26 protein-coding genes are annotated in these 26,504 nt (G+C 67.4%); 12 read left to right on the forward strand and 14 right to left on the reverse strand.

Annotated elements, in window-relative coordinates; translation table 11 throughout:
* Window positions 1–73 precede the first annotated feature (73 nt).
* Complete coding sequence (locus SR870_RS10385) at window positions 74–901, reverse strand: dienelactone hydrolase family protein (protein WP_322517883.1); 828 nt, start codon at window positions 899–901, stop codon at window positions 74–76.
* Between the two features lie 193 nt (window positions 902–1,094).
* Between SR870_RS10385 and SR870_RS10390 the strand changes: the two genes are divergently transcribed.
* Entirely contained in the window at window positions 1,095–1,322 is a 228-nt protein-coding gene (locus SR870_RS10390) for a DUF2093 domain-containing protein (protein WP_322517884.1), read from the forward strand.
* Between the two features lie 31 nt (window positions 1,323–1,353).
* Here the strand turns inward: SR870_RS10390 and SR870_RS10395 are convergent, their stop codons facing one another.
* The 8 genes from SR870_RS10395 to SR870_RS10430 form a co-directional block, all read right to left on the reverse strand.
* Window positions 1,354–2,079, reverse strand: coding sequence for a class I SAM-dependent methyltransferase (locus tag SR870_RS10395; RefSeq protein WP_322517885.1), 726 nt, complete (start codon window positions 2,077–2,079; stop codon window positions 1,354–1,356).
* Window positions 2,076–3,434 carry a hypothetical protein gene (locus tag SR870_RS10400; RefSeq protein WP_322517886.1) on the reverse strand — a complete coding sequence of 453 codons (1,359 nt, stop codon included), beginning with the start codon at window positions 3,432–3,434 and terminating at the stop codon, window positions 2,076–2,078. The genes SR870_RS10395 and SR870_RS10400 overlap by 4 nt, the downstream gene beginning before the upstream one ends.
* Entirely contained in the window at window positions 3,431–4,435 is a 1,005-nt protein-coding gene (locus SR870_RS10405) for a glycosyltransferase family 2 protein (RefSeq protein WP_322517887.1), read from the reverse strand. Before SR870_RS10405 ends, SR870_RS10400 begins: the two co-directional genes overlap by 4 nt.
* A 127-nt stretch (window positions 4,436–4,562) precedes the next feature.
* Complete coding sequence (gene lpxK, locus SR870_RS10410; protein ID WP_322517888.1) at window positions 4,563–5,585, reverse strand: tetraacyldisaccharide 4'-kinase; 1,023 nt, start codon at window positions 5,583–5,585, stop codon at window positions 4,563–4,565.
* On the reverse strand, window positions 5,578–6,924 hold the full coding sequence (locus tag SR870_RS10415) for a 3-deoxy-D-manno-octulosonic acid transferase (protein ID WP_322517889.1): 1,347 nt from the start codon (window positions 6,922–6,924) through the stop codon (window positions 5,578–5,580). Before SR870_RS10415 ends, lpxK begins: the two co-directional genes overlap by 8 nt.
* A 16-nt stretch (window positions 6,925–6,940) precedes the next feature.
* Window positions 6,941–7,186 (reverse strand): DUF4170 domain-containing protein, encoded by a 246-nt coding sequence (locus SR870_RS10420; RefSeq protein WP_322517890.1) that lies wholly within the window; start codon window positions 7,184–7,186, stop codon window positions 6,941–6,943.
* A 35-nt stretch (window positions 7,187–7,221) separates the two neighbouring features.
* Complete coding sequence (locus SR870_RS10425) at window positions 7,222–8,037, reverse strand: 3'(2'),5'-bisphosphate nucleotidase CysQ (RefSeq protein ID WP_322517891.1); 816 nt, start codon at window positions 8,035–8,037, stop codon at window positions 7,222–7,224.
* Window positions 8,024–9,421, reverse strand: a complete 1,398-nt coding sequence (locus SR870_RS10430) for a TldD/PmbA family protein (protein ID WP_322517892.1) — start codon at window positions 9,419–9,421, stop codon at window positions 8,024–8,026. The genes SR870_RS10425 and SR870_RS10430 overlap by 14 nt, the downstream gene beginning before the upstream one ends.
* 296 nt (window positions 9,422–9,717) lie before the next feature.
* Between SR870_RS10430 and SR870_RS10435 the strand changes: the two genes are divergently transcribed.
* Window positions 9,718–10,242 carry a DUF6101 family protein gene (locus SR870_RS10435; RefSeq protein ID WP_322518244.1) on the forward strand — a complete coding sequence of 175 codons (525 nt, stop codon included), beginning with the start codon at window positions 9,718–9,720 and terminating at the stop codon, window positions 10,240–10,242.
* Between the two features lie 88 nt (window positions 10,243–10,330).
* On the opposite strand, the gene ubiA is transcribed toward SR870_RS10435, so the two are convergent.
* Both ubiA and SR870_RS10445 read right to left on the reverse strand, forming a co-directional pair.
* Complete coding sequence (ubiA, locus tag SR870_RS10440; protein ID WP_322517893.1) at window positions 10,331–11,281, reverse strand: 4-hydroxybenzoate octaprenyltransferase; 951 nt, start codon at window positions 11,279–11,281, stop codon at window positions 10,331–10,333.
* On the reverse strand, window positions 11,278–12,003 hold the full coding sequence (locus SR870_RS10445; RefSeq protein ID WP_322518245.1) for a hypothetical protein: 726 nt from the start codon (window positions 12,001–12,003) through the stop codon (window positions 11,278–11,280). The genes ubiA and SR870_RS10445 overlap by 4 nt, the downstream gene beginning before the upstream one ends.
* Window positions 12,004–12,224: 221 nt before the next feature.
* Here SR870_RS10445 and SR870_RS10450 point away from each other — a divergent pair, with 221 nt between their 5' ends.
* The 6 genes from SR870_RS10450 (at window position 12,225) to SR870_RS10475 (ending at window position 18,429) form a co-directional block, all read left to right on the forward strand.
* Window positions 12,225–12,977: a 16S rRNA (uracil(1498)-N(3))-methyltransferase gene (locus SR870_RS10450; protein WP_322517894.1), complete on the forward strand. Its 753-nt coding sequence runs from the start codon at window positions 12,225–12,227 to the stop codon at window positions 12,975–12,977.
* A 315-nt stretch (window positions 12,978–13,292) separates the two neighbouring features.
* The gene (locus tag SR870_RS10455; RefSeq protein ID WP_322517895.1) at window positions 13,293–14,444 is read left to right on the forward strand and encodes an ATP phosphoribosyltransferase regulatory subunit; all 1,152 of its coding nucleotides are present in this window, start codon (window positions 13,293–13,295) and stop codon (window positions 14,442–14,444) included.
* A complete protein-coding gene (hisG, locus tag SR870_RS10460; protein WP_322517896.1) occupies window positions 14,441–15,418 on the forward strand; it encodes an ATP phosphoribosyltransferase in 978 nt (325 codons plus the stop codon). Before SR870_RS10455 ends, hisG begins: the two co-directional genes overlap by 4 nt.
* 112 nt (window positions 15,419–15,530) lie before the next feature.
* Complete coding sequence (locus tag SR870_RS10465; RefSeq protein ID WP_322517897.1) at window positions 15,531–16,574, forward strand: glycosyltransferase family 2 protein; 1,044 nt, start codon at window positions 15,531–15,533, stop codon at window positions 16,572–16,574.
* Entirely contained in the window at window positions 16,571–17,419 is an 849-nt protein-coding gene (locus SR870_RS10470; RefSeq protein WP_322517898.1) for a ChbG/HpnK family deacetylase, read from the forward strand. The genes SR870_RS10465 and SR870_RS10470 overlap by 4 nt, the downstream gene beginning before the upstream one ends.
* A 179-nt stretch (window positions 17,420–17,598) precedes the next feature.
* Window positions 17,599–18,429, forward strand: a complete 831-nt coding sequence (locus SR870_RS10475; RefSeq protein WP_322517899.1) for a DUF2076 domain-containing protein — start codon at window positions 17,599–17,601, stop codon at window positions 18,427–18,429.
* A gap of 74 nt (window positions 18,430–18,503) precedes the next feature.
* On the opposite strand, the gene SR870_RS10480 is transcribed toward SR870_RS10475, so the two are convergent.
* Window positions 18,504–19,289 carry a L,D-transpeptidase gene (locus SR870_RS10480; protein WP_322517900.1) on the reverse strand — a complete coding sequence of 262 codons (786 nt, stop codon included), beginning with the start codon at window positions 19,287–19,289 and terminating at the stop codon, window positions 18,504–18,506.
* Between the two features lie 296 nt (window positions 19,290–19,585).
* On the opposite strand from SR870_RS10480, the gene SR870_RS10485 reads away from it, so the two are divergent.
* Window positions 19,586–20,365, forward strand: a complete 780-nt coding sequence (locus SR870_RS10485; protein ID WP_322517901.1) for a protein phosphatase CheZ — start codon at window positions 19,586–19,588, stop codon at window positions 20,363–20,365.
* Between the two features lie 371 nt (window positions 20,366–20,736).
* Here the strand turns inward: SR870_RS10485 and SR870_RS10490 are convergent, their stop codons facing one another.
* Together SR870_RS10490 and SR870_RS10495 are read right to left on the reverse strand one after the other, a co-directional pair.
* Window positions 20,737–21,945 carry an MFS transporter gene (locus SR870_RS10490; RefSeq protein ID WP_322517902.1) on the reverse strand — a complete coding sequence of 403 codons (1,209 nt, stop codon included), beginning with the start codon at window positions 21,943–21,945 and terminating at the stop codon, window positions 20,737–20,739.
* A gap of 41 nt (window positions 21,946–21,986) precedes the next feature.
* On the reverse strand, window positions 21,987–22,505 hold the full coding sequence (locus tag SR870_RS10495) for a hypothetical protein (RefSeq protein WP_322517903.1): 519 nt from the start codon (window positions 22,503–22,505) through the stop codon (window positions 21,987–21,989).
* A 295-nt stretch (window positions 22,506–22,800) separates the two neighbouring features.
* Here SR870_RS10495 and groES point away from each other — a divergent pair, with 295 nt between their 5' ends.
* The 3 genes from groES (at window position 22,801) to SR870_RS10510 (ending at window position 26,313) form a co-directional block, all read left to right on the forward strand.
* Window positions 22,801–23,097: a co-chaperone GroES gene (groES, locus tag SR870_RS10500; RefSeq protein ID WP_322517904.1), complete on the forward strand. Its 297-nt coding sequence runs from the start codon at window positions 22,801–22,803 to the stop codon at window positions 23,095–23,097.
* A gap of 32 nt (window positions 23,098–23,129) precedes the next feature.
* Entirely contained in the window at window positions 23,130–24,782 is a 1,653-nt protein-coding gene (gene groL, locus SR870_RS10505) for a chaperonin GroEL (RefSeq protein ID WP_322517905.1), read from the forward strand.
* A gap of 340 nt (window positions 24,783–25,122) precedes the next feature.
* A complete protein-coding gene (locus SR870_RS10510; protein ID WP_322517906.1) occupies window positions 25,123–26,313 on the forward strand; it encodes a hypothetical protein in 1,191 nt (396 codons plus the stop codon).
* Window positions 26,314–26,504: the final 191 nt, after the last annotated feature.

The raw sequence follows: 26,504 nt of genomic DNA on the forward strand, positions 1-26,504 counted from the left end.
TCTTAGAACTCTGCTCTTTGACGCCAAAAATTGATATGATGGAATGCTCGACCATCTAGACTAGATTTGCCACTCACCGCCCGAGCCAATGCGATACCCGCCTTTCGGCATCGCTGCGCGCGGCCGCATCGAAGCCGCGATGGCCCTGCTCAGGCACTTCCGGATCGTCGGCGCCGGCGAGATGCGGCGTGACGCCGGCGTGGTCGAAATCGTGATCGGCGCCGGGATAGACCACGATCCGCGCCAGCGCGCTGCGGCCGCGGGCGCCGTCGATCATCGCCCGGCAGGCCGAGGCCGAGCTGATGGCGTCATTGCCGCCGATCAGCACCAGCGTCGGCACCCGTGCACTCCATCCGAGCCGCGCCGAGATCCGGCAATCCGGATAGAACGCGATCGCCGAGCGGAACTCGGGCTCGCCGCTGGCGGACACGGTTTGCGGGCGCACCGCCCACAGCAGCGCGCTCGCGCCATTGTCCCAGCCGATCAGGCCGATGCGCTGGCGCGCGACGAAGGGCTGCTGCGCGAGCCAGTGCCGTGCGGCGGCGATGTCCGCTAGGCGCTCGCGCCGCGCCAGCGAGCGGCGGCCCCGGGCGTCGCACTGAGGACCGAGACCGCGTGAACCGTAACTGTCCGGCAGCAGCACGGCATGGCCGGATTTCAGCAATTGTCTGGCCCAATCGGCGTAGCGTGGCCTGATGGCGCCGGACCTGCCGACCAGTCCACCGCAGCCATGCAAGGCGACGACCGCGGGAAACGGACCGTCGCCGTGGGGCCTGAACAGGAATGCGCTGAGCTTGCCCTCCGCCGCCGAAATATTCACGATTTCGGGCGCGGGCGCCGCCACGGCGGCCTGCCCCGCGGCGAGCAGAACCGCAATCGACAGAAACAAAGGCAGGCGCATTGCACAGGTCCAGGCGGTAATCCCGGTCGGCCGGCGAGCGCCCACCGCAATACAGATTATCATGCGCCAGAACTGCGATTTCATCACAAGTCGGTGGTTTGCAACGCCGCTCATCCGTTCTATCTGTGGGAGATATCGACCGCGAGCGGCCGGGGCAACGCCTCGCCGCATGCGGTATCTCAGGAGATCAGCCGTGCTGAACAAATTTGGCCCCTCGGGCTCGGGCGAAGCGCAGGTGCAATACCTCGACGGAGATTTCCGCGTGATCTCTCCGGGCACCTATGTCCGCTGCGCGGTGACCGGCGTGCAGATTCCGCTCGACGAGTTGAAATACTGGAGCGTCGATCTCAAGGAAGCCTACGCCACGCCGATCGCGGTGCTGCAGCGGCATTATCCCGAGGCGGCGAAGCCGCTGATCTGACGGCCGGGCAAACCGCGGGCTCGATTTCCGTTCACGCGACGGGCCGTCGCGCGGTGGCGACGTATTGCGCGCCGAGCGGCAGCCTGCGAATCGCGTGCTCGATCTTGCGGACCGCTGCGTTCTCGAACGGCGTGAAGAAGATGTACTCGATCTCCGGCGGCGCGAAGCCGGCTTGCGCCAGCAGCGCGCGCGCCGTCGGCGCGCTGAGCAGCACCGCGTCGTGATCGAACGCGCAGCGATGCACCGCCAGCCGCGTCAGCGGGTTCCACGGATTGTGCTCGCAGATCACCAGCGCCCCGCCGGGCCGCAGCACCCGCAGCGCTTCTTCGAGAAACCCGACCCATTCGGCGACGGCGACGTGGTGGACGACGCACACCGTGACCGCCAGATCGAAACTCGCATCGGCGAACGGAAGCGTGCGGCCGTCATAGAGCTGATAGTCATTGCCCGGATGGCGCTGTCTGGCGATGTCGAGCGGCGTCGGGCTGACGTCGACGCCCGAGACCTCGCAGACCGATGGCGGCAGGAAGCCGTGGATCAGCCCGGGGCCGCAGCCGATATCGAGCAGCCGCGCTGGTCGCCCCAGGCCGAGGCTCTTCACCTTCTCGATCACCTTGTCGGCCTTGCCGCGGGTGAAGAACGACTGGTCGAGGCCCGAGAAATTGATCGACTGGTTCACCTCGGGCGCGTAGTCCGGATAGGGATCGCTGGCCCAGCGCGAGGCGGCGCCGTCGTTGCGGTCGGGACTGCTGGTCATCGCGCATCTCCCTGTGGGCTTTTCATCCAGCCGATCGAGAAGCCCCCGACCCGGTCGACCGGCGTCACATCCGGCCGCGACGTGCGGCCGACCACCAGCACCGGCCGCGATAGGCCGCGGATCTGCGGCGCGATCTCGGCATCCTCGGGCAGCCAGACATATTGATCGGGCGTCGGCGCACCGGGCAACGCCGGATGCGGCCCCAGCACCAGCATGTTCGGCGCCGCGACCCTGCGAATGGCCGCGGCGAGCCGCGCGTGGCTGTAGTCGCCATTGTACAGCATCAGCGCCAGATAGCTCGCGAGATGAAACGCCAGCAGCGGCAGCAGCGCCGACGGCCGGATCCGCAACGCCAGCAGATAGAACGGCACGAAGATCCAGACGACGTAGAGATAGCTGCCGCGTCCGAGCAGTTCCAGCAGCACCACCGCCAGCACGATCTGCAGGATCGGCTCGCGCGCCTCGTTCCAGATCTGCGGCAGACTCCGGGCGTGGAGCATGATCGCGCCGGCGAGGCCGATGCAGGCCAGTTCCGGCAGATGGCGCTTGTACTGCGCGTGCCAGAAGTAAGCGGCCAGTGGCGAACGGATGCCGTTGGTGCCCTGCCGGCCGCCGAGATCGTGCAGCCATCGCAGCGACACCATGTCCGGATGCAGCGCCCAGAACAGCGCCATGCCGAGCACGCCGCCCAGCGCGAGTTGCACCAGCGCGCGCAGGCCCATGCGATCCAGCAGCACGCGCAGCGCGACGAAGCCGGCGCCGATCACGCCGGTGGCGTGGATCTCCACTGCGAGCACCGCCAGCGCGCCGCCGAGCCAGACCAGGCGCGGCCGGCGCACGCACAGCAAGGCTATCAGCGTCGCCGCCAGCGACAGCGTTTCGGCGCGGAGAGAGACCACGCCGCGCAGCACCGGCTCCATCAGGCACAGCACGATCGCCATCGTCAGCGCCGTCACCGGACGGTAGTCGAACTCGGCGCGCAGGAAGCCGTAGAACGCGGCGAGGATCAGCAGCAGCCACAATTCGTTGGCGACGAACACGGTCCAGTAGCCGTGGCCCATCAGCGCATACACCGCCGCGATCAGCGCGGTCGGGATCATCGAGAACACGTAGGTGCCCCCGACCAGGTCGTTCGGATAGAAGAAGCGGTCGGCGCGGATGCCGTGATCGACCAGATTGACCGCCCAGGAGTAGATCCAGAACGCGTCCATCTCGTTCGGCGTGAACACCAGGAACAGCTTCACCGAGATCGCCAGCAAAGCCGCCGCAGCGAGCGCCAGCACCGGCGCGCGGCCGGCAAGTCCGATCCAGCGATCCGACGCCGGCGGCGCGGCGGTGAGCGACGCCCCGGTCATCGCGCGCCTCCTTCGCGCTCGCGCCGGTCCGGCCGCGCGGCGATGCCGTCGCTCGCGGTCTCGCGAACGATGAATCGCGGCCGCCGCTTCGTCTCCAGAAAGATCTTGCCGACGTACTCCCCGATCACGCCGAGGAAGATGAACTGCAACCCCTGGAACAGCATCAGCGGCAGCATGATCGAGGCCCAGCCGGGAATCGATTGGTCGGTGAACAGTTTGGCCCACAGCGTCCAGAGGCCGAGCAGGAAGGCGAGCAGCGACACCGCGAGACCGATGATCCCGATCGCCCGCAGCGGCGCCACCGACCACGAGGTGATGCCGTCGATCGCGAAATGCAGCATCTTGCCGAGCGGGTACTTGGTCGCGCCGGCGACGCGGGGCGTGCGCCGATAGGCGACCTGCGCGGTCTCGAAGCCGAGCCGGTGCACCAGCGCCCGCAGGAACAGGTTGGTTTCCGAATATTGCAGCAGCGCCGCGATCGCGCGCCGGCTCATCAGCCGGAAGTCGGCGTGCTGCGGCAGGATCTCGGCGCCGAGCAGGCCGAGCAGCTTGTAGTACAGGCCGGCGGAGTTGCGCTTGAACCAGGTGTCGGACTGCCGCTCGGAGCGGACGCCGTAAACGATGTCGGCGCCGTCGTGATAGCGCGCCACCATGGTCTCGATCGCGTTCGGATCGTCCTGCAGATCGGCGTCGATCGTCACCACCATCTCGGCGGTCGAGGCCGAGAGCCCCGCCCACAGCGCCGCCTGATGCCCGAAATTGCCCGACAACCGGATGCCATCGTAGCGCTGCGGTTGCGACGCGTGCAGCGCCTCGATCAATCGCCATGTCTTGTCGGAGGAGCCGTCGTCGACGAACAGCACGCTGCTCGAATTCGCGATCGATCCGCGCGCGATGCAGGATTCGATCACGCCGCAGAGTTGCCGCGCGGTTTCCGGCAGCGCCTCTTCCTCGTTGAAGCAGGGAACGACGATCTGCAGACGATCCACCAATGCCACCATCCCCTGGCGCCTCGGGTTGCGAGGCGGTCTTCACTCGGCGGAAGAGAAACTCTCAATTCAATCGATGAGCACAACCGGCAATGACGGCAGGATCGTCAAATCGGCCGCGCAGTCAATCGCGGATCGCTCAGCTCCGCCGACGAAACCGACCGGCGCGGGCCTGATTGAGCCGTTCGAGCACGAAGCCCCGCCACCTTACCGGATCGTCGACCGCCAGCGTCACCGCGAACGGAACGATGGCGCTGCCGAGCGTTGCCGCCGCGGCCCCGATCCGCGCCAGATCCTTCTCGGTCGTCACCAGCGTCAGGCCGTCGCGGCGGGCGGTGTCGGCGAGGCTCGCGAGATCGTCCGCCGTAAACGGATGATGATCGGCGAATGCCCGCGCTTCCGCCACGTCGATGCCGCTGGCGCGCAGCGTCGCGAAGAACCGCGCCGGGTCGCCGATGCCGGCGAAGGCCAGCACGCGCTGCCCCTGCAGCCGCTCCACCGAGGCCTCGTCGGGCCGAAGCTGCGCACGCAGGAGGACGCCGCCCTGCGCTGCGATCTGCGCCGCGACGTCATCGGCCGCCGCGCCGTCGCCGATGATCATCAGCGCGTCGGTGCGTTCGATCTGCAGCGGCAGCGGCGCGCGCAGCGGGCCGGCGGGAAAGACGCAAGCGTTGCCGACGCCGCGCCGGCTGTCGATCACGATCAGCGCGACATGCTTGAGCAGCGCCGGATTCTGGAAGCCGTCGTCCATCACGATGACGCTCGCGCCCTGCGATCGCGCCAGCGCCGCGCCGTCGACGCGGTCGCGCGCCACCACCACCGGCACGCTGCGCGCCATCATCAACGGCTCGTCGCCGACATCCGCCGCGCCGTGGCGTTGCGGATCGACGCCGATCGGTCCGCGCAGCCGGCCGCCATAGCCGCGGCTCAGCACGACCGGATTTTCATCGAGATCGCGGAGGAGTTGCACCAGCGCCAGCGTCGTCGGCGTCTTGCCGGCGCCGCCGAGATGATAATTGCCGACGCAGATCACCGGCACGCCGGCCTCGACGCCGGTCTTGCGCATCCGCCAGGACGTGATTTCGCCGTAGACGGCGCCGAGCGGCAGCAGCAATCGCGACAGCAACGAAGGAGGCCGGTGCCAGAAGCCCGGCTCACGCATCGGCGGCGCCCTGCTCGATGCGCAATTGCAGCAGATAGGGTTCGAGCGCGGCGACGGTGCGGTCCAGCGCGCCGCCGAGCCGGTCGACCACGCGGGTCGCGGCATCGATCGAGGTCTGGCGCGCATTGGCGTCGGACAGCAACTGGCCGAACCGCCTGACCAGCGCGGCGGCGTCGGCCGCGGTGAAGGCGCCGCCCTCGTCGTCGAGCGCGCGATAGACGTCGCTGAAATTCGAGACGTGCGGGCCGTGCACGATCGAGGCGCCGAGCTTGACCGCCTCGATCGGATTCTGGCCGCCGTGCTCGATCAGCGAACCGCCCATGAACACGATCGGCGCCAGCCGATAGAACAGGCCGAGTTCACCCATGGTGTCGGCGACGTAGATCGCGGTGGCCGCGGTCGGCAGTTGCTCGCGCGAGCGCAATGCGGCGTGCAGGCCGGAGGCCTCGATCAGACCGGCGATCTGTTCGCCGCGATGCGGATGCCGCGGCACGATCACGGTGAGCAGCGCAGGAAACACGCCGATGAGCGTGCGGTGGACGTCGAGCAGGATCTCCTCCTCGCCCGGATGGGTCGAGGCGGCGACGATCACCGGCCGGCCGCGCGTCACCGCCATCAGCCGTTCCAGCCGCGCCGGGTCGCCCGGCGGCGGCTCGACGTCCATCTTCAGATTGCCGGTGGTGATGACGTTGCGGCTGCCCAGCGCCGAAAACCGCTCCGCATCCATCCGCGACTGCGCCAGGCAGATGTCGAATTTGCCGAGCAGCGTGCCGATCGTCGCCGAGGCCCGGCGCCAGCGCGGGAACGAGCGCTGCGACATCCGGCCGTTGATCAGCACCATCGGCAATCGCCGCGCCGCCGAGGCGAGGATCAGGTTCGGCCACAGGTCGGATTCGATGAACAGCGCCAGCGACGGCTGCCAGTGGTCGAGGAAGCGCGCGACGAAGCGCGGCGCGTCATAGGGGATGAACTGGTGGATGATGTCGGGCGGAAACCGCTTCGCCACCACCGCCGCCGAGGTCACGGTTCCCGACGTCAGCAGGATGCGCAGATTGAGCGCGCGCAGCCGCTCGATCAGCCCGGCCGCGGCCAGCACCTCGCCGACGCTGGCGCCATGAATCCACACCAGCGGTCCGTGCGGCCGCACATGCGCGGCGACGCCGCGGCGCTCGTCGACCCGCGCCGCCTCCTCTTTGCCCTGGTTGAGCCGCCGCTTGATCAGCAGCGGGACCAGTGGGGCCATGCCGGCGGTAAGCCTCTGATAGACGCGCAGCGTCATCGGCAACGGTTCGGCCAGCGAAGGCCCCGTCTGCCACCGCGGGGGTGACGCGCTCGTCATCGCACAGCGAGCCCGGTCAACGTGCCAGCTTTGCGTCCTGGCCGGGATCCAGCAGGCGATGGAGATGAACGATGAAATAGCGCATGTGGGCGTTGTCGACGGTCTGGTGGGCCTTCGCCTTCCACGCCGCGAAGGCCGACGCGTAGCTCGGATACACCCCGACGATGTCGACCTTGTCGAGGTCGCGGAAGGTGACGTTCTCGAGATCCTCGAGCTCGCCGCCGATGACGAGATGAAGCAATTGCTGCGCAGTGTCGGGCATCGAGGTTCCTCAGCGGCAAACGGGCAGATGCAGGCTCAACTCGCAGGGCGATTGCGAAAATGCTCGACGATTCGAGCATGACGATCGCGCCCCGCGGCCACCAGAACGCCGTGCGTGACCTCGGGACGGTTGTAGACGATGGCTTCGCCCGCGAGGGTTGTTAGTGTACCATCCGCTTCGTGCACGATCAAATCGGCCGCGGCAAGGTCCCAGTCGCGGCTTTGCCCACCTGCGAACGCGACGTCGATCCGACGATCGGCGACGCCACATAAACGCAATGCCAGCGAGCCGATCCGCGGAAGAATGTGAGCGCCTTCCGGCAGCGCGAGCCGCTCGATCAACGGTTTCGGCCCCGCAACTTTGATGAAATCCAGATCCGGGCCGGCGCTCGCGCGAATCGGGAGCCCGTTCAGCGTCGCCCCCGCCCCCCGGGCGGCAAAGAAGAACTCCTGACTGACCGGAGCGAATACCGCCGCGAGAATCGGCGAGGCGTTCTCGACCAGCGCCGCGGAGACGCACCAGTCCTCGCGCCCGGCGAGATAGGCGCGGGTGCCGTCGATCGGGTCGATGATCCAGACCCGCTGGCTGTCCAGCCGCGCTGGATCGTCGGCGCTTTCTTCGGACAGCCATCCGTATTCTGGAACGGCGGATTGCAGCCGGTCGCGGATCAGATCGTTGACGGCGATGTCGGCCTCGGACACCGGCGACGACGCGCCCTTGGTCCACTCGCGCAGCTTGGTGCGGAACATCGACAGCGCCAGCGCGCCCGCCTCGCGGACCGTCTCGGCCAGCAGCGCGGCGTCGCGCCCTCCGGCTTCGCTATGCCGCGTATCGGGACTAGCGTCCGGCAATCGTCAGCCCCTCGATCCGCAGCGTCGGCGCGTTGACGCCGTAGCGGAAGGTCAGATCATTGGCCGGCGTCAGCGTCTTGTACATCTCGATCAGATGGCCCGCGATGGTGACCTCGCTGACCGCGTAGGTGCATTCGCCGTTCTCGATCCAGAAACCCGCGGCGCCGCGGCTGTAGTCGCCGGTGACGCCGTTGACGCCGGAGCCGATCAGATCGGTGACGTAGAAGCCCTGCTTGATGTCGCCCATCAGCTCGGCCGGACTCATCGTGCCGCCTTCGAGATGCAGATTATAGGGCCCGGGCGACGGCGACGACGACACGCCGCGATGCGCGTGCCCGGTGGTGGTGAGCCCGAGTTCGCGCGCGGTGGCGCAGTCGAGCAGCCAGGTGGTCAGCACGCCGTCATCGACGATCGCGAGTTCCTTGACCGCGACGCCCTCGGCATCGAACGCCTGCGAACGCAGCCCGCGCTTGCGCAGTGGATCGTCGACGATGCGAATGCCGTCGCGGAACAGCTTGTCGCCGAGCCGGTCCTTGAGGAACGAGGTCTTGCGCGCGATCGCGGCGCCGTTGACGGCGCCGACCAGATGCCCGACCAGCGAGCCTGCGACGCGCGGATCGAAGATCACCGGCACCTTGCAGGTTTCGACCTTGCGCGGGCCGACCCGCGCCGCGGTGCGCTCGCCGGCGACACGGCCGACGGTTTCCGGCGACATCAGATCCGCGGCGTGCGGCGCCGTGGTGTATTCGTAGTCGCGCTCCATCCCGGTGCCGTCGCCAGCGATCGCGGTCATCGAGATGCCGTGGCTGGAGCGCAGGAACGCGCCGTGGAAGCCGGTCGAAGTCACCAGCACCATGCCGCCGATCCCCGACGAGGCGGAGGCGCCGCCCGATTTGGTGACGCCCTCGACCGCCAGCGCCGCCTGCTCGGCTTCGCGCGCCCGGCGCTCCAGCTCGGCGGTCGACGGGGTCTGCGGATCGAGCACATCGAGCTGCGGAAAATCGCGGGCCAAAAGCGCCGGATCGGCGAGGCCGACATATTTGTCGTCGGGCGCGACGCGGGCCATCGCCACCGCGCGCTCGGCGAGCTTCGACACGCCGTCGCCGGTGATGTCGTTGGTCGAGACCACCGCCTGACGGCGGCCGACCAGCACGCGCAGGCCGACGTCGTCGCCCTCCGAGCGCTCGGATTCCTGCATTCGCCCGTCGCGTACTTCGACGCCGTGCGAGACGCCGCGCACCGCGACCGCATCGGCCTGATCGGCGCCGGCGCGCGTCGCCGCTTCGACCAGCCGTTGCGCCAGTTCGCTCAACGCCGACTGATCGAGCAGGTCTTGATCCCTGGAAGGCGACGACGGCGATCGGACGCTTGGTGAAGAGTTCACAAACAGAAATCCTGAGGCTGAAAGCAATGACGGCGGGTCCGGAAACGCATCCCGAGATTTCACAGATGTGCCTGTTCGGCGCGGACTTCAAGCACCTTGCGCGGCGAAGGAACAAATCATTGTCGGCTTCGCGGCAAGCTTCCGTCAATCATGCCGGCCAAGCTTCTGTCAATCATGCGGGGCGAAGCAAGCCGCGCAAGCTTCGATTAACCGAGCTTTTTAAGCGATTCCGGACGCCGCTCTGGCATCCTTCACCCATCGACCGGACAGATAAATCCGGCGGGGAGAACAAAGCCGTGAGGCGTCAAACAGCAACAGGCGGGAGCAATCCCGTCGGGTCGAGCCGCGCTCTGCGGCTCGACCCCCTCTCACTGCCGATCCGCTTCGACGCGCACGACGTTCGCGCCGATGGCGGCATCCGGCAAATCGAATTGCATCGCGAACGCGTGATCCTGCACCGCGCCGTCGCCGGCATGCGGATGGCGATCAAGGTGCGCGTCAGCGACTTCCGCGGCATCGCCTGCCGCGGGCTCGACGACGGCCGGATGCTGATGCTGGTGCATCGCGATCCGTCGCTGTCGGTGCCGCTGTGTATCAGCGACGACAACGACGAGATCGAACGCGCCCGCGCGCTGTGGAGCGAAATCTTCGCGCTGCCGCAACTGCCCGACGACACGCCGCGCGAACCCGCGCAACGCCGCCGCCGCCACAGCGTGATCAGCCGGCGCCGGCCGCGCTTCCTGATGCGACGGCGCACCGGTGCGCTGCTGGAGGCGCCGCGCAACTACGCCGGCGAGCGCGAGATCATCGCCCGAAACTGAGTCCCTCGAGGAACGCCGCGCGCTGCGAGTTCGGCACGCGCGGCTTCACGATCCGCAGAGAACGAGCCGCCGACGATTGCGCGGATGATTACGCCATCGTCCGGGCGACCGCGTCGCACGACAGGCCGATGAACAGCAGCAGGCCGGCATCGCGGTTCGACTTGAACAGTTTCAGGCACAATCCGCTGTCGTGGATGTCGAGCCGGACGATCTGCGAAGCCAGATGCACCGCGAAGGCAACGAGCCCGACCCAGCCGAGCCAGCCGGAGCCGGCCAGCACCAGAGCAGTGCCCAGCAACGTCACCGAAAGCCCGTACAGCATCATCAGCGCGGCGTGAGTCCTGTCGCCGAACAACAGCGCGGTGGACTTGATGCCGATCATCAGATCGTCTTCGGCATCCTGATGCGCGTAGATGGTGTCGTAGCCGACCACCCAGGCGATCGAACCGGCATAGAGCACGAACGCCACCAGTTCGAGCCGCGCGAAGGTGCCGGCGAAGCCCATCAGCGCGCCCCACGAGAACGCGAGCCCGAGCACGATCTGCGGCCAGTAGGTGATCCGCTTCATGAACGGATAGGCCGCGACGATGATCAGCGAGGCGATGCCGGTCGCGATGGTGAAATTGTTGAACTGCAGCAGAACCGCGAGGCCGATGAACGACAGCGTCACCATGAAGGCCGCGGCGTTGCGGGCGCTGACCTGCCCGGACGGGATCGGCCGCGATCGGGTGCGCTCGACCTTGCCGTCGAGATCGCGGTCGGTGATGTCGTTCCAGGTACAGCCGGCGCCGCGCATCACGAAGGCGCCGACGAAGAACAGCGCGCAGAACAGCGGCAGGTGGCTGAGGTCCTTCGCCATGCCGGCTGCCAGCGCGGCCGACCACCAGCACGGCATCAGCAGCAGCCAGGAACCGATCGGACGATCGAACCGCGCGAGACGGAGATAGGGCCGCGACCATTCCGGCGCGTGGCTGTCGACCCAGTTGCCGGTCGAGTCGGCAACCGGCGCCGTCGCGCCGCTGATCGGAACGCCGGTCATCTCTGCAGCACGTTGCCGTTCAACGTGTCGAACGTGGTGCCGCCGTATTTCTTCGCCGAGGTATTCGCCTCGGGTGCCGCGGCCGACGAGCCGAGAACGTCGGCGAGGCTCGGGCCGGCCGGACCGCGCTGCTGCTGCTGGGCCGCGATGTCGCAGACCTTCTTCTGCATCCCCGTGGTGTTCTGATGGCCCTTCTTGAGCTGGTCGGCGATCTCGCCGGGGATGCCGCACTTCTTGGCGTTGGTGGTCACGTAGTTGATCATCTTGGTCTCGGCGACCGCGAAGGCGTTGATCAGCTTGCAGGCTTCGGCTGCAGGAGCCTTCCGCTTGCCGGCGGCCTGAATCGCCGCGCCGCGCTTCTCGGCGTCCTGCCGCAGCTTGAGGAAGTCGTTCATGCACTCTTCGCCGCCGGCCTGCTGCCCCATCGGCGCGGCCTGCTGAGGCGGCGGCGCGAACCCTCCTCCACCTCCCGCGAGCGGAGCTGCACCGGCCCCGAACGCGCTGCCGCTATTGACCGGCGGAAACGGCGAGGACTGCGCAGGCGCCGAAGCGGCCTGGTTCGGCAACGGCGCCGGAAAAGCCGACATCGGAGCTGTCGTCTGCGTGGACGTCGCGGCCTGGTTGGGCAAGGGTGCCGGAAATGCGCTTTGCGCATTCGCCTGCACGGCGTGCAAAGTAAAGACGGCGGCGACCGTCGGCACTATCAAACGTGGGATGATCAAGGCTGCTCCTCCGGCAAAGGTTCGATGGTCCCCAAGAATCCCCAAAAACAGTCCCCGAATGCCCGTCTGGCGCGACGATGCGCTCGTCGCCCTCGGCCTTTTACGATTCCCGAATGCCCTTAACAACCCGTGGAATAGGGCGGCAGCGCGGCGGTTCGCCACGTTTACTCGCTGATTTTGCTGGACGTTTGGATTAGAACCGGCTCCTGGAACCCACTGCCATGTCCCGATACGATTTCCGCAGCCCCCGTCTTTTCATCGACGCCGCCCTCGCCGCCGGTGTGCAGGTGCCGCTGAACCGCGACCAGAGCAATTATCTCGGCAACGTGCTGCGGCTCGGTTCCGGCGCGCCGGTGCTCGCCTTCAATGGCCGCGACGGCGAGTGGCGCGCCGTGCTCGCCGGCCGCAAGCGACCGGAAGAACTGGAAGTCGCCGAGCAGACCCGGCCGCAGGATCGCCTGCCCGATCTGACCTACGCATTCGCGCCGCTGAAGCACGCGCGGCTCGACTATATGGCGCAGAAGGCCGTCGAAATGGGCGCCGGGCGGCTGCAGCCGGTGCTGACGCGGCACACCCAGGTGCATCGGCTCAACACCGAGCGGATGCGCGCCAATGTGATCGAGGCGGCCGAGCAATGCGGCATCCTCAGCCTCGCCGGGGTCGAGGAACCGGTCGCGCTGGAGCGCTGGCTCGCGGTCCGGGCCGAAAGCAGTCGCCTGCTGGTATTCTGCGACGAGGACGCCGAGGTCGCCAATCCGGTCGCCGCGCTGCAGGCCGCCCGCCCCGCGGCTGCGCAGGGAATCGACCTTTTGGTCGGCCCAGAAGGCGGGTTCGCCGCCGACGAGCGCGAGCTTTTGCTGCGACAGCCGAAAATCCTGCGGCTGGCGCTCGGCCCCCGCATCATGCGCGCCGACACCGCCGCGGTCGCGGCGCTGGCGCTGGTCCAGGCGGTGGCGGGTGATTGGACGGCGTAGCCAGTCGGCCTATCGCACATGATCAAATGTTCAGCCGCAACACCCGCAACGAGTCGTCCCCGCGCAGGCGGGGATCCATAACCCCCCGGCTTTTCAAGCAAAGGAATGCCACTGCCACCGGACTTCAGTCGAGATGCTACGGCGTATGGGTCCCCGCCTGCGCGGCGACGACACAGGAGTGGCGTTCAACGATTGGCCCCAAACGGCCTTAACGCATCTCTTGAATGACGGTCGAAACTGTCATTCGGCCGTGTTAAGGGCTGCGCAGACGACCCTTTTGCCCCTTCCCTGCCCGGGACCGCTGGAATTTCGACCATGACCAAGACCGCCGCCGCTCGCGCGACCGGATCCGCCGAGTGGGCGGAGGCGCTGCTGCAATCGTTCAGCCAGGCCGGCTATGTCCGGGCCGAGCCGGCGATCCTGCAGCCGGCCGACCCGTTCCTCGACCTCTCCGGCGAGGACATCCGCAAGAGCCTCTACCTCACCACCGATTCCAGCGGCGAAGAGCTGTGCCTGCGCCCCGACCTGACGATTCCCGTCGCGCGCGACTATCTCGCCTCGCCCGGCGCCGGCCAGCCGGCGGGGTTCTGCTATCTCGGCCCGGTGTTCCGCCAACGCAGCGGCAAGCCGAGCGAGTTCCTGCAGGCCGGCATCGAATCCTTCGGCCGACAGGACCGCGCCGCGGCGGACGCCGAGATGCTGGCGCTCGGGCTGGAAGCAACTTCCGCATTCGGCCTCACTGAAATCGACATCCGCACCGGCGACGTCGCGTTGTTCTCGGCGCTGATCGACGCGCTCGGGCTGTATCCGGTGTGGCGGCGGCGGCTGATGAAGGACTTCAACCGTAAGATCAGCCTGGCGCAGGACCTCGAGCGGCTGACGCTCGCGACCTCCAGCGCCAACGAATACGAGGGCGTGCTGGCGGCGCTGGCCGGCTCCGACCGCAAGGCGGCGCTGGCGCTGGTCACCGACCTGATGTCGATCGCCGGCGCCACCACGCTCGGCGGCCGCGCGGTGTCCGAGATCGCCGACCGCTTCCTCGAACAATCGACGCTGAAGAGCGGCGCGCTGCCGCGCGACGCGCTGCAGAAGATCCAGCGCTTCCTCGCCATCAGCGGCGATCCGAACGACGCGCTGCAACAGCTTCGCGCGCTCGCCGCCGACGCCCAACTTGCGATCGATGCGGCGATCGATCAGTTCGAGAGCCGGATCGGCTTCATGGCCGCGCGCGGCATCGACCTCGCAAAGACCCGGTTCTCGACCTCGTTCGGCCGCGGCGTCGATTACTACACCGGCTTCGAATTCGAGCTTCACCGCGCCGGCAATGGCGACGATCCGCTGGTCGCCGGCGGCCGCTATGACGGGCTGATGAGTCAGCTCGGCGCGAGCGCCCCGATCCCCGCGGTCGGCTTCTCGATCTGGATCGAGGCGATGACGCAAACCACGGTCTCCGGAGGTGCGGCATGAGCGCGCCGTTCGTTCTCGCGGTCCCGTCCAAGGGCCGCCTGCAGGAAAACGCCGAAGCCTTCTTCGCCCGCGCCGGTCTGGCGCTGTCGAAGTCCGGCGGCGCCCGCGACTATCGCGGCACCATCGCCGGCCTCGACAATGTCGAGGTCGCGTATCTGTCGGCCAGCGAGATCGCCGCCAATCTGGCGCGCGGCTCGGTGCATTTCGGCGTCACCGGCGAGGATCTGCTGCGCGAGAGCATCGCCGACGCCGACCGCCGCGTGCTGCTGATCGACGGGCTCGGCTTCGGCTACGCCAATGTGGTCGTCGCGGTGCCGCAGGCGTGGATCGACGTCCGCACCATGGCGGATCTCGACGACGTCACCACCGGCTTCCGCGCCCAGCACAATCGAAGGATGCGGGTCGCGACCAAATACATCAACCTGACGCGCGGCTTCTTCGCCCAGCACAATGTCGTCGACTACCGCATCGTCGAAAGCGCCGGCGCCACCGAGGGCGCGCCCGCGGTCGGCACCGCGGAGATGATCGTCGACATCACCACCACCGGCGCGACGCTGGCCGCCAACGGCCTCAAGGTGCTCGACGACGGCGTCATGCTGCGCAGCCAGGCCAATCTGGTCGCCTCGCGCGACGCCGACTGGTCGGACGAGACGCGCGAGACGGCGCGCGTGATCCTCGACCAGATCGCCTCGCGCGCCCGCGCCAGCAAATACAAGGAAGTCCGCACCCGCTTCACGGGCTGCAACGACGCGCTGCTCGCCGAGGCGCACAGCCGGTTCGGCGTGGTGTCGCCGTTCGGCGGGCCGACCTCCTCGGGGATGCTGACGCTGCACTGCCCGCCGGCGCAGATCTACGGGCTCGGCAGCTTCCTGCGCGACCACGGCGCCGACACGGTGTCGGTGGCCTCGCTCGACTACGTGTTCGACAAGGACAATCCGCTGTTCAGCAAACTTGCAGCATTCCTGAGGCAATAATGCCGGGTTATGGTTCCGCCGACATGGCGACAGCACCGCGCCGCCGCCATATCGTGCAGTGGACCGATGCGTGCGGAACTAACAACACAGCAAGCCAAGCCGGAACCGACCGATGAGACTGGGGAGTGACCTGTCAGGCCTGAGCGCCGGTGCAAGCGCAGTTGCGCTGGGGCTGTCGATCGTGGTGCCGGCGTTCAACGAGGCCGCCGGATTGCCGGCGCTGCACGATCGGCTGGCGACGCTCGCGGCGACGCTGCGGCAGCGCTACGGGCTGGCCTGCGAAGTGGTCTATGTCGACGACGGCAGCGCCGATGCGACGCTGAGCATCGCCCGCAACCTGCCGGCCAATGGCATCGACGTCCAGGTGGTGTCGCTGTCGCGCAATTTCGGCAAGGAGGCAGCCCTGCTCGCCGGCCTCGATCACGCCCGCCGCGGCGCGGTGCTGTTCATGGACGGCGATGGCCAGCACGCGCCGGAGCTGGTCGAGAAGCTGGTGTCGCACTGGATCGACGACGGCTACGACGTCGTCTACACCGCGAAGGCGCATCGCGACAACGAGCCGCGGCTGCGCCGCGCCGCGGTGCGCGGCTTCTACGCGATGATCAATTGGGGCGCGCGGCAGAAGATTCCGGAAGACGCCGGCGACTTCCGGTTGCTGTCGCCGCGCGCCGCCGCGGCGCTGAAGCTGCTGCCCGAGCGCAACCGCTTCTTCAAGGGGCTGGCGAGCTGGATCGGCTTCAAGCAGTTCCGGGTCGACTACGAACCGGCGCCGCGCACCCACGGTTTCACCACTTTCAGCGCCGGCCGGCTGATCGGCCTGTCGATCGAAGGCCTGACCTCGTTCTCGGTGGCGCCGCTGCGGATCGCCAGCCTGCTCGGCGCCGCATTGGCGCTCGGCGCGTTCCTGTTCGGACTGTCGATTCTATGGGAGACCTGGGTCGGCGGCAAGTCGGTGCCGGGCTATCCGTCGCTGATGGTCGGCATGATGACGATCGGCGGCGTGCAATTGCTGATGATCGGCATCGTCGGCGAGTATATCGGCAAGATCCTGTCCGAGCTGAAGGCGCGGCCGATCTACTTCGTCGCCGAGCACAGCGTCCGGAATTCCGAGCCGAACGCCGACGCCGGCCCGGCCAAGCAGACCGCCGCCGAATGAGCGACGCTGCGCCGCGGCGGATCTGGCTGTGCGCCGACGATTACGGCATCAGCCCGGGCGTCAACCGCGCGATCCTCGACCTGATCGAGCGCCGGCGTATCAACGCGACGTCGGTGATGATGGTGGCGCCGGCGATCACTCGGACCGACGTCCGCGCTCTGCTCGACGCCACCGCCGCCAATCCCGACTGCGCCATCGGCCTGCACGCGACGCTGACCGCGCCGTTCTCGCCGCTGACGATGCACTACCGGCCGCTGCATGGCGGGATCTTCCTGCCGCTCGGCCGCAAGCTGCGTGGCAGCCTGCTGCGCCGGCACGACCCGCATCTGATCGCCGCGGAATTGACCGCGCAGCTCGAAGCCTTCGCCGAGCGGTTCGGACGGATGCCGGACTACGTCGACGGCCATCAGCACGTGCAACTGTTTCCGCAGGTCCGCGACGCCTTCGTCGGCGTGGTGAAGGCGCTGGCGCCGAACGCCTGGGTCCGGCAATGCGGCCGCGCGCAGCCGCTGGCGCAACGACTGGGCGCACCGAAGCCGCTCTTGCTCGACGTGCTCAGCCGGCAATTCCGGCTGCGCGCGACGCGCGCCGGGCTGGCGTTCAATCCCGGCTTCGCCGGCGCCTATGATTTTGCCCGCGAGACCGATTTCGAAAAGCTGCTGGCGTCGTTTCTCGACGGCCTGCCCGACGGCGGGCTGGTGATGTGCCATCCCGGCTTCGTCGATGATGTGCTGATCAGTCTCGATCCGTTCACCGATCAGCGCGAACGCGAACACGCTTTTCTCGCCGGCGACCGCTTCCTGCCGCTACTCGCGGAGCACAATGTGATCTTGGCGACAAAGTGACCTGCGGGCGCAAGCCCGCGGTCACTCCGGCGCCGGTCGTTCTGTCGCATACCAAAAATTAATCCCGGCCGGGACTTATTGCGGCCCAAACCCTCCCTACATTTTCCAGGCTCACGCCCGCTGCGCCGCTTTCCGCGATCGCGCGTCGTGTGAGGTAACGGATGCTCAGGGAGACCATCATGACACCGCAAGAACGCCAGCTTGTGGACGATCTGTTCGAAAGGCTCGCCCGTCTCGAATCCGCCCCGCGCGATCCCGACGCAGCCGCGGCAATCGCCCAGGGCCAGCGGGTTGCGCCGAATGCGATCTATGGGCTGGTGCAGACCGTGCTGGTGCAGGACGAGGCGCTGAAGCGAGCGCACGAGCGCATTCAGGAACTGGAAAGCGACGGCGAAGCCGACTCTCATCGCGGCGGCGGCTTCCTCGACACGATGCGTGATACGATCTTCGGTCAGGGTCAGCAGCGCGGTTCGGTCCCGAACGTGCCGCCTCCCGGCGGCGGCCGACCGGCCTGGAATACCGGGCAGGTGCTCGGACAACAGCAGATGGGCCAACCTTCACCCGGCCAATACGCCCCGCAACAGGGCGGCGGATTCGGCAGCCCGTTCGGCGGCGGCGCGGCTTCGCCGATGGGCGGCGGCGGTGGATCGTTCCTCGGCACCGCCGCGGCGGCGGCGGCCGGTGTGGTCGGCGGCTCGCTGCTGCTCTCCAGCATCCGCGGCATGATGGGCGGCGGCAGCGGCCAGCAGAGCGCGGCGGATCAGTCCGGCCTCGGCGGCGGCACCCAGAGCCCGTGGGGCGGCGATTCCTCGGGCGGCAATCTCGCGCAGCAGGCCGGCCTCGGCGACATCGGCTCGCAGCGCGGCGGCGTCGATGACGGCTCGTCGCGCCAGAGCGCGATGGATCCGGGATCGAGCAACGATCGCATGGCCGACGCCGGCTACGACCAGGACGACATGGATCTCGACTCCGACGATTTCGACGGCGGCGGCGACAGCGACTTCGCCTGAACCGACCGGGTTCGCCACTCCCCGAACAGAAACGGCCGCCCACGGGCGGCCGTTGTCGTGACGGGCGGCGGCGATCAGATCACCACCACCCGCGCGCCGACATTGACGCGGCCATAGAGGTCGATGACGTCCTCGTTGCGCATCCGGATGCAGCCGGAGGAGACGTTGGTGCCGATCGTCCACGGTTCGTTGGAGCCGTGGATCCGATACAGCGACGAGCCGAGATACATCGCCCGCGCGCCGAGCGGATTGTCCGGGCCGCCTTCCATGTGCCGCGGCAGATCGGGACGGCGCGCCAGCATTTCCTTCGGCGGCGTCCAGGACGGCCATTCGCGCTTGGCGGAGATCGTCTTGACGCCCGACCAGGTGAAGCCCGGCCGGCCGACGCCGATGCCGTAGCGCAGTGCCCGGCCGTCGCCCTGCACCAGGTACAGAAACTTGTTCGGCGTATCGACGACGATGGTCCCCGGCTTTTCGTTGCCCTGGTAATCGACGAGTTGCTTTTCGTATCGCGGATCGAACGCCGGCCGCGCCGGATCGATCGCCTCGGGCTGACGCATGGCCTGCGGATCCATCGGCGGCAGGTATTGACGCCGCTGCTCGTAGGACGGCGGTGGCTCGTAGTAACCCGGGTGCGACGGCTCGCCGCCGTCCCTGAAAAGAAACTCGATGAAGCCGCCGCCCATATTGGAGCGTTGCGCCGAAGCGGTGCGGACCGGCGCGGGCTGCGGCGCCTGGCGCGCCCCGTAAATCACCGTGGGCTCGGGCACCGGTGACGTTTCATAGGCCGCCGCATGTGGCAGGCCGGCGGCAAGACAGGACGCACTGGTCAACAAGGCGAGTGTGGTTTTCCTGAACATCGACGTACTCTGAACTGGTTTCGTCGTGGACACGCCCGAAGGCGCCGGTGAACGCAACGGATCAGAAACCAAAACTCGATCGGTTTGGTAAACGACGGCCCGTTGTGGATTCACCACGTCGGCAAACGGCGCTGTTCTCGAAGACAGCGTTTATTTTCCATGAAGTCGCGGCCGGGATGGTTAACCCGGCGTTTCGGCGGTGCCCCGGCCGTTCCGCGGGTTAGTTCCGGACTGGCAACGCACCGTTAAACAGATGGCACTACAAACAAGTAATTGCCTGAAAACAGGATGAGCCGATGTCACTTCCACGCAAGCGCTTCCGGATCGAAGAACTCACGCTCGGCAGCGCGCCCCCGCTCGCACCGATCGACTACGAAGCGGGGCCGACTCACCACGACATCATGGCAGAGCTGCGCGCGATACGTGCCCAGATCGTCGGAGGCGGCGGAGCGGTCGCCACCGGCAGCGGCACGCAGCAGATCAATGCCGCGGCAGCCGCCGAGGCCGCGGAGGCCAAAGCCCTGCTGGCGACCTACCGCGCCCAGATCGAGCAGTTCGAGAAGCTCAGGATCGAACTCGATCTGATCCACAACGCGATCGACCAGACCAAGCGCGAGATCGCGGTGCTGCACACCAAGAGCTTCAACGGCGAGGAGATGGCCAAGGTCAACGGCGAACTCGGCGCCGTCGTCGGAGGCACCGAGGAAGCCACCCAGCAGATCCTCGAGGCTGCCGAAGCGATCGACCAGGCCGCGACGGCGCTGGGCAAGATCACGTCCGTGGATCAGCAGAAGGCGCTGAGCGAGGAAGTTCAGGAGCGCGTGATCGCGATCTTCGAGGCCTGCAACTTCCAGGACCTCACCGGCCAGCGCATCAGCAAAGTGATGAGCACCATGAAGTTCATCGAACAGCACATCGTGGCGATGATGGACATCTGGGGCGGCGTCGACGCGATCAAGGCCCACGCTCCGCCGATCGTCGACCACCGCGAAGGCGACGACAGGCTGCTCAACGGGCCGAAGCTCGACGACGAAGGCCACGCCTCGCAGGACGACATCGACGCGATGTTCAACTGATCGCACGCGCCGCTCGCCACAGACAATTGCGCCCCGGTTCCGATCAGGACCGGGGCGTTTTGTCGACCGCCCGAGCCCAGATCACGACCAGCGTGAATCGTCTATCACACGGCGATCCGGTTTCCGGGTTCGCACCCTGGAGCCGCTCTGTCTCCGATGGAATCGGCACTGGCCTTCAGGGATACTCGCCGCAGGCACAACCTCATGGTGAGGAGGCGCGAAGCGCCGTCTCGAACCATGCGCCGCCGGCACTGCGTCGCCCCATCCTTCGAGACGCCCGGCTTTGCCGGGCTCCTCAGGATGAGGAGTCACTGCATCCGGCAAGGGCCACATCGCTTCAACAGATCGCTTCAATCAATCGATGAAACGCGCTAGCGCCGCGACGCCGCCCGCGGCGGCCGGATCAGCAGGAAACATCCCAGCCCGGCCAGCGCCGCCACCATGCCGACCTCGATCACCGCAGCGTCCGAGAACCGTTCCACCGCCGCCGCGACCACGAACGGCGCCGAGGCCTGAACGAACAGCGCCGGTCGTGCGATCCGGCCGATCACCCGGCCATAGCCCGCATGGCCGAACATCAGCAGCGGCAGGCTGCCGCGCGCGATCGTCATCACCCCATTGGCGGCGCCGAAGGCGATACAGAACAGCCCCGCCACCGGGGCGGACACGCCGAAGAACGCCAGCATTCCGAACGACACCGCCATCAGGGTGATCGCGCCGCGCGCGATCCACAGCGGATGCGTTCGACCCGCGAGGAGAAAATCGATCAGCCGCGCCGCCACCTGCGCCGGCCCGAACAGCGCGCCCAGCGTCACCACCGTGGCGCCGCTCAGCCCGCCGCGCTCGAACATCGCCAGCAAATTCGAGGTGACGCCGGACATGATCAGCGCATGCAGCGCGAACGCCATTGCCAGCAACAGGAATGGCCGCCCTTCCGGCCGCAGCGGCTCTTCCGGCACCGGATGCGGTCCGGACACGACCGCGCCGTGCGAGGGCGACGGCTTCCGCGGCAGCACGAAGCCGTGCAGCGGCGCGACGATGAAGGCCATCACGGCGGCGAACACCAGATAGGTGCCGCGCCAGCCGACATGCTCGAGCAGGAGATGCGTCGCCGGCCAGCCGACCGTCGATGCGAAGCCGCCGGCAAAGGTGACGAAGGTGATCTGCCGCCGCGCCGAGCTGCCGAACAGCCGGGCCAGCGTCGCGAACGCCGGATCGTACAGGCTCGACGACATCGAAACGCCGATCAGCGCCCAACTCACGAAGTACATCGGCCGCGTATCGGTGGTGGCGAGCAGCGCCAGGCCGAGCGCGCCGGCGAGCGCACCGGGCGCCATCACCACATTGCCGCCGTGACGGTCGATCAGGCCGCCGACGATCGGCGACATGATCCCGGAGATCACCAGCGCCAGCGAGAATCCCGCCATGCCGAAGGCCAGCGACCAGCCGCGATCCGCGGTCAGATGCGGCATCGTCAGCACGGGCGGGTAGATCAGGATTCCCCAGCACAGGATCTGGGTGATCGCCAGCACCACGACCGCGCGTCCGGGTCCGAACCCGAGATTACGCAGCGCGGTCATGAAGGCATGGCGTCAGCTCGGCTCGATCGGTCGGTCGGATATCAGGCGCGCGGCGAACACCGCACATAGACCATATTACCGTACCGGGTCGCGGCATCCTTGTCGATGAACCGGGTGACCAGGGTGCGACCGTCGAACGACAGGATTTCACGATCCTGATCGCCGATCGGACCGGCCGGGCCGATATAGTTCTTGCCGCCCGGCGATCCCTTCAGCCGCAGTTCCTGCGGCGTCGCCTGATCGGCGAGATGCATGATGACGCCGCCGGTCGCGCCGGCGCCGATCACGTAGGGATTTTTGCACTGCGACAACGCCGCCTTTTCGGTGCGCGCGCGGTCCGCCGGATTCTGGAACGACGCCAGACCCCAGCGGCCGACGATCTCGTCGGCGCGAATCGTCGCCGGCACTTCCGGCGGCGGCGCGGGCTCTGCGACCTCGGCCGGCTGCGAGCCGCCCATTCCGCCGAACCCGCCGAAGCTGCCGCACGCACCCAGGCCCAGCGCCATCAGAGACGCGATTGCCAAATTCACCGGCGCGCGTGCGTTGCTTGTAATGATCATAACGTCTCCCCGAGAGAACATCCCCATGCGCCCTTGCGGCACACAAGCGCAAAATGCCACGGCAGGCAATGCGGTCGGCGAAGATGCCGGTGCCCCGATCCGTTTTCGGAGAATCCTACATCAGCCTCACCAAGCTATTAAGCCCTCAACTTGACAGAACCAGCATCAAGCCATATTCCGGAACCACAATTAGCACTCTCGCAGCGCGATTGCCAACAACGCGGACGACACCCGAACCGCGCACCGGGCCCGGCATTCGACGCCGACCTCCTCCAGCAACAGCACAGGATCACCGATGGCTAAGCTCAATTTTCGTCCACTCCATGACCGTGTCGTGGTGAAGCGCATCGACGCGGAAACCAAGACCAAGGGCGGCATCATCATTCCGGACTCCGCCAAGGAGAAGCCGCAGGAAGGCGAAATCGTCGCCGTCGGCCCGGGTGGCCGCGACGAAGCCGGCAAGCTGATCCCGATCGACGTCAAGGCCGGCGACCGCGTGCTGTTCGGCAAGTGGTCGGGCACCGAGATCAAGCTGGACGGCCAGGAACTCCTGATCATGAAGGAGTCGGACATCATGGGCGTGGTCGGCTGATCACCTCTCAACAGACATCAGGAGCAAATTGAATGGCAGCCAAGGACGTCAAATTCGGTGGAGACGCGCGCGATCGGATGCTGCGCGGCGTCGACATCCTCGCCAATGCGGTCAAGGTCACGCTCGGCCCCAAGGGCCGCAACGTGCTGATCGAGAAGAGCTTCGGCGCTCCCCGCATCACCAAGGACGGCGTCACCGTCGCCAAGGAGATCGAGCTCGACGACAAGTTCGAGAACATGGGCGCGCAGATGCTGCGCGAAGTCGCCTCGAAGACCAACGATCTCGCCGGTGACGGCACCACCACCGCGACCGTGCTGGCCCAGGCGATCGTGCGCGAAGGCGCCAAGGCCGTCGCCGCCGGCATGAACCCGATGGATCTGCGCCGCGGCATCGAGATCGCGGTCCAGGCCGTGGTCAAGGACATCCAGAAGCGCGCCCGTCCGGTCGCCTCCTCGGCCGAAATCGCCCAGGTCGGCACCATCTCCGCCAACGGCGACGCGCCGATCGGCAAGATGATCGCCCAGGCGATGCAGAAGGTCGGCAACGAAGGCGTCATCACCGTCGAAGAGAACAAGTCGCTCGATACCGAAGTCGACATCGTCGAGGGCATGAAGTTCGACCGCGGCTACCTGTCGCCCTACTTCGTCACCAACGCCGAGAAGATGACCGTCGAGCTCGACGACGTCTACATCCTGCTGCACGAGAAGAAGGTGTCGGGCCTGCAGTCGATGCTGCCGGTGCTCGAAGCCGTGGTGCAGTCGGGCAAGCCGCTGCTGATCATCGCCGAGGACGTCGAAGGCGAAGCGCTGGCGACCCTGGTGGTCAACCGTCTGCGCGGCGGCCTCAAGGTCTCCGCCGTCAAGGCGCCGGGCTTCGGCGATCGCCGCAAGGCGATGATGGAAGACATCGCGATCCTGACCGGCGGTCAGTTGATCTCGGAAGAGCTCGGCATCAAGCTCGAGAGCGTCACGCTCAAGATGCTCGGCCGCGCCAAGAAGGTGGTGATCGACAAGGAGAACACCACCATCGTCAACGGCGCCGGCAAGAAGCCGGACATCGAGGCACGCGTGTCGCAGATCAAGGCGCAGATCGAGGAAACCACCTCGGACTACGACCGTGAGAAGCTGCAGGAGCGCCTCGCCAAGCTCGCCGGCGGCGTCGCGGTGATCCGCGTCGGCGGCGCCACCGAGATCGAGGTCAAGGAGAAGAAGGACCGTGTCGAGGACGCGCTGAACGCGACCCGCGCCGCGGTGCAGGAAGGCGTCGTGCCGGGCGGCGGCGTCGCGCTGCTGCGCGCCAAGAAGGCGGTCGGCCGCATCCACAACGACAATGCCGACGTCCAGGCCGGCATCAACATCGTGCTCAAGGCGCTGGAGGCTCCGATCCGCCAGATCGCCGAGAACGCCGGTGTCGAAGGCTCGATCGTGGTCGGCAAGATCCTCGAGAACAAGTCGGAGACGTTCGGCTTCGATGCCCAGACCGAGGACTATGTCGACATGCTCGCCAAGGGCATCCTCGATCCGGCCAAGGTGGTCCGCACCGCGCTGCAGGACGCCTCGTCGGTCGCAGCGCTGCTGGTGACGACCGAAGCCATGGTCGCCGAACTGCCGAAGGCCGACGCACCGGCGATGCCGGGTGGCGGCGGCATGGGCGGCATGGGTGGGATGGGCGGCATGGGCTTCTGAGCCCGGCGCCCCTCCTCCGATAACGATCACGCAAGGCCGCCTCCGGGCGGCCTTGTTGTTTTGTGGGCTACGATGGCTAAGACCGCGCGATGGCACGGCCGGCGTCACTCTCTCAGCCGTCATCGCCCGCGAAAGCGGGCGACCCAGTATTCCAGTGCGTCGGCGTTCAACCACGGGCTCTCTGGGATACTGGATCCCCGCATGCACGGGATGACGGCTGTAGGTGTCTTAGCGCTTGTTTTTTGGCGCGGGCTCCGCGATTTGCTAGTCAGGCCTTGGTTCGGATTCAATTCGAATCGACAACGATCCGAAACGGCAAATCCTGCGAGGAAAGTCCCCGATGCGCGCGCTCATGTTCAGCCTGCTGATGCTGCTGCCTGCGACCGATCTCGCTGTCGCCCAGAGCAAGCTCGCACCGAAAGCGGCGGCGCCCGCCAGCGAGACGCGCTACTTCACCGCCCTCGACGGCTTCCTCGACGGCGCCGACGTCATCCTGAAGGAAACCCGGCAGGGCAAGACGGTGACCGGCGCGGTGCTCGACGTCTGCTACTCGCCGGCCAGGGGGTCCGACCACAAGGAGCGCTTCGTCGCCAATCTGCAGGTCACCGGCCAGAGCCTCACCGGAACCACGCAGACGACCGGCGACAAGGCGGCGGTGACGGTGAAGCTGACCCGCAAGCCGAACGGCGAGACCGTCGACTTCAATGGCGAGATCAGCGTCGGCACGACGGTTCACGAGATCACGTCGAGCGACAATTCGGATCTGAGCGAGAAGGAATATCTGGAGAACCAGACCACCGACGACAGCATCGCCACGGCGCCGAAGGATTTCACCGAAGTGTCGCCGGAGGCGGTCGGCATACGGGTCAATCTCGAAGCCGCCGCAGACTTCCTGAAGACGCTGAAAGGCCAGAACCTGCAGGTGGCGCTGTCGAGCCTGAGCGTCGGCTGCGACGCGTTGCGCGCCGGCACGCTGGTGATCAATCTGACCACGGACCCGGCGCGCGCCGCTGCGGTGATCGCCAGAGCGAAGACGTTCCCGGGCGTGATCGCGGCGGGCTGGACCAACGGCATCATCGAGATGGACCGCACCATCCTGTTCCCCGCCGCCGGCTGGCGCGACGGCGACCGGCTGAACCGCGACAAGCTCGCCGCCACCGTCGCCGGCGTGCTGTCGCAAACGCTCGGCGCGAAGCTGTCCGCGTCGGCCTGGAACGACGACACCGGCAAGCTGAAGCTGACCTTCAAGCGGCCGAGCGATCTGGTCCCCTCGCTGCAGCTCACCGAAACCATCGAGGTCGAGGCGATGGTCAGCGCCGACAGGCCGGGCCCGACCGACAGGCTGATGCTGTGGCTCGGCAACCCTTCGGATACCACCTCCGACGAGAGCGCCGGCCCCAGGCTCACCATCAACGACGATGCCACCGGCGAAGAGGGAGCCGAACCGCGCAGCGATGGCGGCGCGGTCGCGGCGCTGGCGAAGGAGCTGAAAGGCCAGCGCTGGGATTCCGAAAGCGCGACCTGGCAGTAATACCGTCCCGCTCCTCACGCCAAGAATACAGTGACGGCCAGGCCACGACCAAGTCTGGCGCTTCGTGACTCGACCAGCCTCTCGACGGCCGCAGCCTGCTCCCTCGCCCCGCTCTTCGCGGGGAGAGGGCTGGGGTGTGGTCTGCGGCCTCCCCGCAGATACCGACGCCGCCGGATCGCACTGCCTCGCCC

The organism is Rhodopseudomonas palustris (genome assembly GCF_034479375.1).
GTDB lineage: Bacteria > Pseudomonadota > Alphaproteobacteria > Rhizobiales > Xanthobacteraceae > Rhodopseudomonas > Rhodopseudomonas palustris_M.